This is a genomic window from Phycicoccus elongatus Lp2 (genome assembly GCF_000367525.1).
GTDB classification, from domain to species: Bacteria; Actinomycetota; Actinomycetes; order Actinomycetales; family Dermatophilaceae; genus Phycicoccus_A; species Phycicoccus_A elongatus.
Genome location: NZ_HF570956.1, coordinates 621,178 through 629,888, shown reverse-complemented (window position 1 = coordinate 629,888; position 8,711 = coordinate 621,178). Strand labels below are relative to the sequence as shown.

Below are 8,711 nucleotides of genomic sequence, written 5' to 3'. Positions count from 1 at the left end.
GACGGAGGGGCGGCCCCACGCCAGGGCGGCCTTGTTCGCGGCGACCGCGACCCCGTTGATCTCGATGGCCTCCTCGACGGCGCTCGGCGGCAGCTTGAGGGCGCCGCACTGGATCGCGGCGCCGACGAGCATGAGGTTGGCCGCGGTGGTCGACCCCAGCAGTGCCTCGGAGGCGGCGAGCATGTCGAGCTCGTGGATCTCCCGCGTCGCCGTCCGCAGCCGGTCGAGCTGCTCGGCGATCGAGGTCTGCGCCAGCGACCGGTCATAGACCTCCGGCCCAGTGGGGGTCACCGACGTCGAGGCCACCGCGAGCGTGTGCGCGGGCGAGCCGTAGCGCAGGTTGCCCGAGTCGGCCGCCGTCAGCAGGTCGAAGGCGAGGATCGCGTCGGCGTGCCCGGGCGTGACCCGGTTCGAGGGGTCGAGCGGGCCGTCCGCGGCGAAGCGCAGGTGCCCCATGACCGGGCCGGCCTTCTGGGCCAGGCCGATCTGGTCGAGCAGTTCGACGGCATATCCGGCCCGCAGGGCGGCGGTGGCCAGCACCTGGTTGACGGTCACGATGCCGGTGCCGCCGACGCCGGTGAGGAAGACCGACTGGGTGCCCGCCGGCACCGTCCACGTGGGCTCGGGCACGCTCGGCGGCGTCGGCAGGGCGGCCTTGGCGCGCTTGGCCTGCGGGTCGACCTCGACCGTCATGAACGCCGGGCAGTCCCCCTCGAGGCAGGAGTAGTCGGTGTTGCACGACGTCTGGTCGATGCGCGTCTTCTCGCCGAACTCGGTGAGCAGCGGCTGCACGGACAGGCAGTTCGACTTCACGCCACAGTCGCCGCAGCCCTCGCAGACGTCCTCGTTGATGACGATGCGCGTCGTGCGGGTCGGCATCGTGCCGCGCTTGCGCTGGCGGCGCGCGTCGTTGGCGCAGTGCTGGTCATAGATGAGCACTGTGACACCGGGGGTATCGCGCAGCAGCCGCTGGGCCTCGTCGAGCCGCTCGCGCGGCCAGAGCAGGGTCCCCGATGCGAGGTCACCCTTGCGGTGCCGCTGTGGCTCGTCGGCAACGACGACGATCTTGGCGACCCCTTCGGCGCTCAGTTTGTGCGTGATCTCGGGTATGCCGCGGGCCCCCTCGGCGTCCTGCGCGCCGGTCATCGCGACGACGTCGTTGTGGAGCAGCTTGAAGGTGATGTTCACCCCGGCCGAGACGCACGCCTGCACGGCGAGCTGGCCGGAGTGGAAGAAGGTGCCGTCACCGAGGTTCTGGAAGATGTGGTCGGTGCCGGTGAAGGGCGCCTGCCCGATCCACTGGGCGCCCTCCCCGCCCATCTGCGTGAAGCCGGTGACAGCGGAGTCGGTGCGGCGCGACAGGGTGACGAGGGTGTGGCAGCCGATGCCGCCGCCGGCGATCGAGCCCTCCGGGACGGCCGTCGAGCGGTTGTGCGGGCAGCCCGAGCAGAAGTAGGGCGTGCGGCTGATCGGCAGCAGCGGCAGCGACGGTCGCTCGGGGTGGGCCGCGTCGATCGGCACCCAGTCGCCGAGGACCCGGCGCAGTGGCCCGATGAGCCGGCCCGGCGTGAGCTCGCCGTCGGCCGGCACGAGCGGGTTGCCGAGCCGGTCCTTCTTGCCGACGACCTTCGGACGCTCGGCGTCGGGCAGGTCGTAGAGGGCATGCCGGACCTGCGACTCCAGGAAGGAGGTCTTGTCCTCGACGACGAAGACCTCCTCGAGGCCGCGAGCGAAGTCGATGACGGCCGCCTCGTCGAGCGGGTGGATCAGCCCGATGCGCAGCGCCGCGACGCCGTGGTCGGCGAGCACCGCGTCATCGGCGCCGACGTCGAGCAGGGCCTGGGCGAGGGAGTCGTAGGCCGGGCCGGTGGCGACCAGGCCGAGCCGGGGCTTCGGGGGCATCAGGCGGACGACGTTGACGTCGTTGGCCGCGGCATACGCCTGCACCATGGCGGCCCGCGGCCCGACGAACTCGGCCTCGACGGCGACGACGCGCGCGCTGCCGACCACCGGCGGGCTCTGCGTGTAGGTCCACGGCTTGTCATCCCAGACCAGGGTTGGTGTCACCGGCTCCACCTGCGAGACGGTGTCGTCGATGACCCAGGCGCCGTCGGCGACGTCGGCGACGATCTTGAGCGCCACCGGCGTGCCACAGGCCCGCGAGAGCGCGACGGCGTGCAGGCCGAAGGTGACGACCTCTTCGGCGTTGCGGGGCAACAGGACCGGGATGCCCAGGGCCGCCAACGAGCGTTCGCTCACGGCGGGCACGGTGGAGGACTTGGCGGCCGGGTCGTCCCCGACGAGCAGCACCACTCCCCCGCGCGGGTGCACGCCATACATGGCCATGTGCCGCAGCGCGTCGGTGGCCCGGTCGACCCCGGGGCCCTTGCCGTACCAGACGCCGACGACGCCGTCGCGGCCCGTGAAGCCGCCGGGAAGCTCGATCTGGCTGCCCCAGACCGACGTGGCCGCGAGCTCCTCGTTCAGGCCGGGCTGGAAGTGGATCGCGTTCTCGCGCAGCACATCCGGCATACCGAGCAGCATCTTGTCGACGCCACCGAGCGGGCTGCCCTGGTAGCCCGAGACGAAGAATCCGACATCGCGCCCGGAGCGCTGGTCGAGGGCACGTTGCTCCACGAGGAAGCGGGCGATGGCCTGGACCCCGGTCAGCAGCGCTGGGTCGGAGCCGGTGCGGTAGCGCGCGTCGAGGTCATAGGCCGCCATGACGACACCTTAGGCCCGGTCCCGCGAGCGGCAAGAGACGAGAACACGCCGCCTGCCCGGGACGGGTGGCGGCGTGTTCTCCTCACGCATTCGGTGAGGGAGGACTCAGTCCTCGGTGTGGCCCTGGTCGCGCAGGTCCATGGATTCCTGCAGTGCCTGGCGAACGGCCTTGGCCTCTTCGCTCATGATGTGTCCTTACGTGCGTGTCCGTGATGGTCCGGTGCTCGAGCCGGGGATGATGGCGAGCCGATCAGCGTCGTCGCAGGGTCTCCGCGACGAGGAGGCTGATCCCTAACGGACCTCGTCGCGGCTGGGAAGAATGCATACCTGCCGCATACCCTCGAGATTACGAGGACGTCCTAGCAATTCCGATCCGGATTCCACATCGTGGACATTCAGGACGGCTCGTCACAGCATCAGCCCGCGTCGAGTTCGCGCTGAATCATGCAGGTGAAGTCCCGAACCGCCGCGTCGGCGGCGGCGCGGTCGCCGTCGATGAGCAGGTCGAAGACGAGTCCCTGGCCGACGGCGAGGGTGAGCCGGGCCAGCCGGCTGGCGTGCTCAGGTGTGGTTCGCTTCGCATAGAGCCGGGTGAACTCGCGCAACTGCGCGGTCACCATGACGTCGGCGAGCCGCGCGGCATACGGCTCGTGGCGCATGGCGTGGACCGCGAGTTCGAACCACAGGGCGCCGAAGGCCATGGCCCCGTCGACGGTGGAGGCCCAGTTGCGCTCGCCGGCGACCACCGGGTCGGACTCACTGTCGAAGAGGCGGCCGATCCGCTCGGCCTGCCCGCCGGCGACCGCGTCGATCACCGCGACGAGCACATCTTCGCGAGATCCGAAGTGGTAGTGCAGCATTCGTTGGCTGGTGCCGATGGCCGCGGCCAGGGAGCGCAGGCTGGTGTCTCGTATGCCGTGCTCGGCGTAGTGGAGGACAACCCTGGCCAGCAGGTCCTCACGCGGCGAGGTCACGGGGTCGGCGTGGTGACGGCCGAGAGCAGTCCCCAAAGCCGGTGGACGGTCGCCGGCGACTCGGCATACGCTGCTGGCATGTATCACATGATACATGTGGTCAACATGAAGGAGATGGGCACATGGCGACCATTCGAGCCCGGCTTGCCACCGGAGAAGTCGAGGGCGCCCACGTGGGGGCCCCCCACCGCCGTGTTCAAGGGCATCCCCTTTGCAACGATCTCAACCCGATTCGGCCCCCCGGCCCCCACTCCGGCCTGGGACGGGGTCCGGCCCGCGGTTGCCTTCGGGCCGCCCCCGCCGCAGTCCAGCGGCCTCGGCGACGGCGCGGCGACCGGGGACGAGGCCGACTGGTTGACGGCCAATGTGTGGTCGCCCGACCTCACCGGCACCCTCCCGGTCCTGGTGTGGATCCATGGCGGCGGCTACCTCTTCGGCCGCTCAGATCTGCCCGAGTATGACGGCGCCACCCTCGCCGACGACGGCGTCGTCGTCGTGACCGTCAACTACCGGGTGGGCTTCGAGGGTTTCGGCTTCCTGGACGGCAGGCCGGCCAACCGTGGCCTCCTCGACCAGGTCGCCGCGCTGGAATGGGTCCGCAACAACATCGCTGCCTTCGGCGGCGACCCCAGTCAGGTGACCGTCTTCGGCCAGTCCGCCGGCGGCGGATCGATCGCCGCGCTGCTCACGATGCCCCGTGCTGCTGGCCTTTTCCACCGGGCGATCGTCCAGAGCATGCCGGGCGCCTACCTCACGCCCGCCCTCGCGACCGACGTCACTCGCGCCTGCGCCGTCGAGATCGGCTGTCCCCCGCGCGAACTCGTCGCCATCGAACCGCCCCGGCTGGCCGCTGCCGTGGACAGGCTGCTTGCCGGTATCGAGCGGTATGCCGCTCGCTGGGGCCGGGCGGCCCACGCCGGGATCCCCTTCGCACCCGTGATCGATGGCGACGTCCTCACCACAACGCCCTGGCAGGGCGTGACCGGACACGTCGACCTGCTCGTCGGCCACACCCGGCACGAGCAGCGCCTCTTCAACGCGCTCACCGGCCGCCTCGGCCAGATCACGACCGAGGAAGCGGACGAGAGCGCGCGCATCTTCGCCCCCGACCCGGCGGCCTACGCGCGGCACTTCCCCGACCCCGAGGAGCGCTTCGAGGTGGTGCGCTCCGACTGGCTCTTCCGGATGCCGTCGCTCACACTCGCCGAGGCGCAGGTCGCCAAGGGCGGACGCTGCCATCTCTACGAGTTGACCTGGCCGGCGCCCGGGATGGGCGGCGCGCTCGGCGCCTGCCACGGGCTCGACGTCCCGCTCGTCTTCGGCAATCTCACGGACGGGCAGACCGCCCTGCTCATCGGCGAGCCGACCGATGAGGCGCATGCCGTGTCCGCCCAGATGCGCGGGGCCTGGCTGGCGTTTGCGCGCGACGGCGACCCGGGCTGGCCGGACTTCGCCACCGGCGCGACCCGGATCTTAGACGGGGTACCCAGCGTCGCGGCATACCCCGAGGGATTGTCACGCGCCATCTGGACCCGGGCGCCCGACATCCTCGATCTGCTGTGAGCCCGCCCGGCTGGCGTTCGCCACCACGTAGGCCGTGAGCTCACCCTCGACGGGGAGCCCACGGCCTACGGATCGTGGTGTGAACCTTCAGTTCTCGAGGTCGGCCACTCGCACGGTCGACGCGCCGATCTCGCGCTCGATCGCAGCGACGAGCTCGCTGGGGATGGCGTTGTCGACGGTCATCGCGACGAGCGCCTCACCGGTGTGGTCGTTGCGCGAGACCTGCATTCCCGCGATGTTGACGTTCGCGTCGCCGAGCAACTGGCCAAGGGCACCGACGACGCCCGGACGGTCCTTGTACGTGTAGAACGCCAGGTGCTGCGAGACCGGGATCTCGAGGTCGAAGCCGTTGATCCCGATGATCTTCTGGACCATCTTCGGGCCGGTGAGCGTGCCCGCCACCGACACGACCGCCCCGTCGGCCATCGTGCCGCGCAACGTCGTGACATTGCGGAAGTCCTCGGCGACGGCATTGGTCACCAGACGGGTCTGGCAGCCACGCTCCTTGGCGAGCAGTGGTGCGTTGACGTAGGTCACCGGGGTCTCGGTGACATCGGTGAAGAGGCCCTTGAGGGCAGCCAGCTCCCAGACCGAGACGTCGTGCTGGGTGATCTCACCGCGCACGTCGACGTCGAGCTGCACCGGGACGGCGCCGGCGACCGCGGTGAAGATGCGGCCGAGCTTCTCGACCAGGTCGATGCCGGGGCGGACCTCCTCGGCCACCACACCGCCGGAGACGTTGACGGCGTCGGGGACCAGATCGCCACCGAGCGCCAGGCGCACCGACTTGGCAACGGCGATGCCGGCCTTCTCCTGCGCCTCGTCGGTGGACGCGCCCAGGTGCGGGGTGACGACCACCGACTCGTGCTCGAAGAGCGGGCTCTCGGTCGTCGGCTCGGTCTTGAAGACGTCGAGGCCGGCGCCCGCGACGCGACCCTCGGCGATCGCGGCCGCGAGTGCGTCCTCGTCGAGGACTCCACCACGGGCAGCGTTCACGATGCGCACGGTGGGCTTGACCTTGGCCAGCGCCTCCTTCCCGATGAGGCCGATCGTCTCAGGGGTCTTGGGCAGGTGGATGGTGATGAAGTCCGAGCTCTCGAGCAACTCGTCGAGGCCGACGAGGCGGACGCCGAGCTGGCCGGCGCGCTGCGCATTGGCGTAGGGGTCATAGGCGATGAGCTCGACGCCGAAGCCCTTGAGCCGCTCGGCGACCAACTGCCCGATCCGGCCGAAGCCGACGATGCCGACCACCTTGTCGAGGACCTCGACACCGCCGTAGGCGCTGCGCTTCCACTTGCCGCCCTTGAGTGCCTCGTTGGCCGGGGCGATGTTGCGGGCGCTGGCGAGGAGGAGCCCGACGGCGAGCTCGGCGGCGCTGGTGATGTTGGAGGTCGGCGCATTGACGACCATGACACCAGCCTGGGTGGCGGCGGGGATGTCGACGTTGTCGAGGCCCACGCCGGCGCGGGCGATGACCTTGAGGTTCTTGGCGGCGGCGATCGCCTCGGCGTCCATCTTCGTTGCGGACCGGATGAGCACGGCGTCGACATCGGCCAGGGCGGGCAGGAGCTCGTCACGGTTGGCGCCGTCGCAGGAACGGATCTCGAAGTCGGGTCCGAGGGCGTCCACGGTGGCGGGCGAGAGCTCCTCGGCAAGGAGGACCACGGGCTTGGTCACGGAAGTTTCCCTTTGCAGCGGTGGTGGGATCCCGCCACGGGTATACCGCGCGCGGGCCTGGTGGGATCAACGCGGGCGGTGACCCCGGCACGCCGGTGTGCCGCGGACAATCCTAGGTGGGCGTTCAGCATGCGGACGCCCGCGACCGGGATACGGACAAATGATCCGTGTCACGTTGCGTCGCAGGCGCGCCTGACCGCGCCTCCATCGAGGGCGGTCCGGGAGGGATCACGCCTCGGCGCGACGGGTGATCCGGCGGGACACGACGATGAGGAGCACGACCACGGCCATACCGAGCAGCGCCCACCACCACGGCACATGACCGAGCCAGGCATCCACGACGGCGAGCCCGACCGTCGTGTAGAGCGTGGCCCAGAGCAGGGCACCGATGATGACGGCCGGTTGGAAGCGGCGTTGCGGCATGCGGAGCACCCCGGCCGAGAAGTTGATCGCGCTCTGGACGCCGACGGTGAGGAAGCCGATCGACACCAGGGGTGCGCCGACGCGCCCCACCCAGCGCTCGGCGGAGCCGACGATCGGTGCTTCGGCATACCGGCGCCAGCGGGAGCGTTCGCTGCCGACCCGGGCGCCGCGGCCCAGCCAGTACGTGACGCTGCCGCGGGCGTACGCCCCGAGGGCGAGCACCACGAAGACGGCCCAGGCCGGCCAGCCGGAGAAGAGTTCAGACACGGGCATCCACCATGTCTGCTCGGCGCCGCCGCCAGTGGACGGCCAGGCGCAGGGCAGCAACGACGGCGAGGAGCGCCACGAGGTAGGGCGCGGCCTGCGTCATGAGTGCCTCGATGAGGGCCACGCCGACGATGGTCTGAAGCACGGCCCACAGGCCAGCAAGTGGCACGAGGGCGGCGAGGAAGTGCGCGATGGGCACCCGCACAGCGCCATTGATGACCTGGGTGGCGCCGGCCAGCCCATAGACCGGCCAGGTGACGACCACCGAACGCGCGCCGAGCGCCTGGACCTTGCCCCGGGCCTCGCTCCACCGGGCATCGTGCAGTCGCGTCCCGACGAGCGCACCGACGACGTAGTAACCCAGTCCACGCAGGACCCCCACGGCCCAGAAGGCCACGAACATCTGCCATTTGGGCAGGGCTGCGAGCCAGCTGAGGAGGTCGGAGAACACCAGACCATTCTCCCTCGCCGGGACGGATGCTCCGGTCAGTCGACCATCGGGGCCGTCCGACCCATCAGCCGGTCACGGTGGCGCCAGATCAGGTATGCCGCGACCGCGCCGACCACGGCCACCCCCCATCCCGAGGTGAACGCGGCGACGAGTGCCGAGCCGATCGTGGCGTCCACCACGGCCCAGGGCAGGGCGGCGAGGGTGAGCCCGGCGGCGTAGGTGCGCAGCGGCATCCGGCCGAAGCCGGCGAGCAGTTGGGCCGTCTCGGCCAGACCGGGCACGAGGTAGGCCTTGGACAGGCCGAGGGCACCGCCGGCCAACACCCGTGCGGAGCCAGTGGTCGCATGACGCGAGAGCAACCGCCCGGCGACCCGGCCCCAGCGGCCGGTGACGCTGCGCGAGAGGCCGAGCCCCGCGGCATACAGGACCGTCGCGCGACCCACCGCCCAGACGACCGCGACGGCGTAGGCGGTGAGGAAGGTGCTCATGAGGGACAGGTTCCCGGCTGGGCCCACGGATCGCCCATGGCCTTGCTGTGCCGGACCTGTGCATGCTGGACCCATGCGAATCGTGGTGGTCGGCGGCCAGGGCGATCTCGGCGCGCGCGTCGTGGAGCGCGCGCTGGCCGCCGG

Annotated in this window: 7 protein-coding genes; 1 reads left to right on the top strand and 6 read right to left on the bottom strand. The window is 70.8% G+C overall.

Annotated elements, in window-relative coordinates:
• On the bottom strand, positions 1-2,724 hold a 2,724-nt coding region (locus tag BN10_RS02955), incomplete at its 3' end, for an indolepyruvate ferredoxin oxidoreductase family protein (RefSeq protein WP_040750861.1).
• 416 nt (positions 2,725-3,140) lie between these two features.
• A complete protein-coding gene (locus BN10_RS02945; protein WP_010849674.1) occupies positions 3,141-3,698 on the bottom strand; it encodes a TetR/AcrR family transcriptional regulator in 558 nt (185 codons plus the stop codon).
• A 78-nt stretch (positions 3,699-3,776) separates the two neighbouring features.
• Between BN10_RS02945 and BN10_RS02940 the strand changes: the two genes are divergently transcribed.
• Entirely contained in the window at positions 3,777-5,261 is a 1,485-nt protein-coding gene (locus BN10_RS02940) for a carboxylesterase/lipase family protein (RefSeq protein WP_010849673.1), read from the top strand.
• A gap of 87 nt (positions 5,262-5,348) precedes the next feature.
• Here BN10_RS02940 and serA read toward each other — a convergent pair whose 3' ends face one another.
• The 4 genes from serA to BN10_RS02920 form a co-directional block, all read right to left on the bottom strand.
• Complete coding sequence (gene serA, locus BN10_RS02935) at positions 5,349-6,938, bottom strand: phosphoglycerate dehydrogenase (protein WP_010849672.1); 1,590 nt, start codon at positions 6,936-6,938, stop codon at positions 5,349-5,351.
• A gap of 228 nt (positions 6,939-7,166) precedes the next feature.
• Complete coding sequence (locus BN10_RS02930; RefSeq protein ID WP_010849671.1) at positions 7,167-7,634, bottom strand: DedA family protein; 468 nt, start codon at positions 7,632-7,634, stop codon at positions 7,167-7,169.
• Positions 7,621-8,079 (bottom strand): hypothetical protein, encoded by a 459-nt coding sequence (locus BN10_RS02925; protein ID WP_010849670.1) that lies wholly within the window; start codon positions 8,077-8,079, stop codon positions 7,621-7,623. Before BN10_RS02925 ends, BN10_RS02930 begins: the two co-directional genes overlap by 14 nt.
• A 35-nt stretch (positions 8,080-8,114) precedes the next feature.
• Positions 8,115-8,567 carry a hypothetical protein gene (locus BN10_RS02920; protein WP_040750859.1) on the bottom strand — a complete coding sequence of 151 codons (453 nt, stop codon included), beginning with the start codon at positions 8,565-8,567 and terminating at the stop codon, positions 8,115-8,117.
• Between the last annotated feature and the right edge of the window lie 144 nt (positions 8,568-8,711).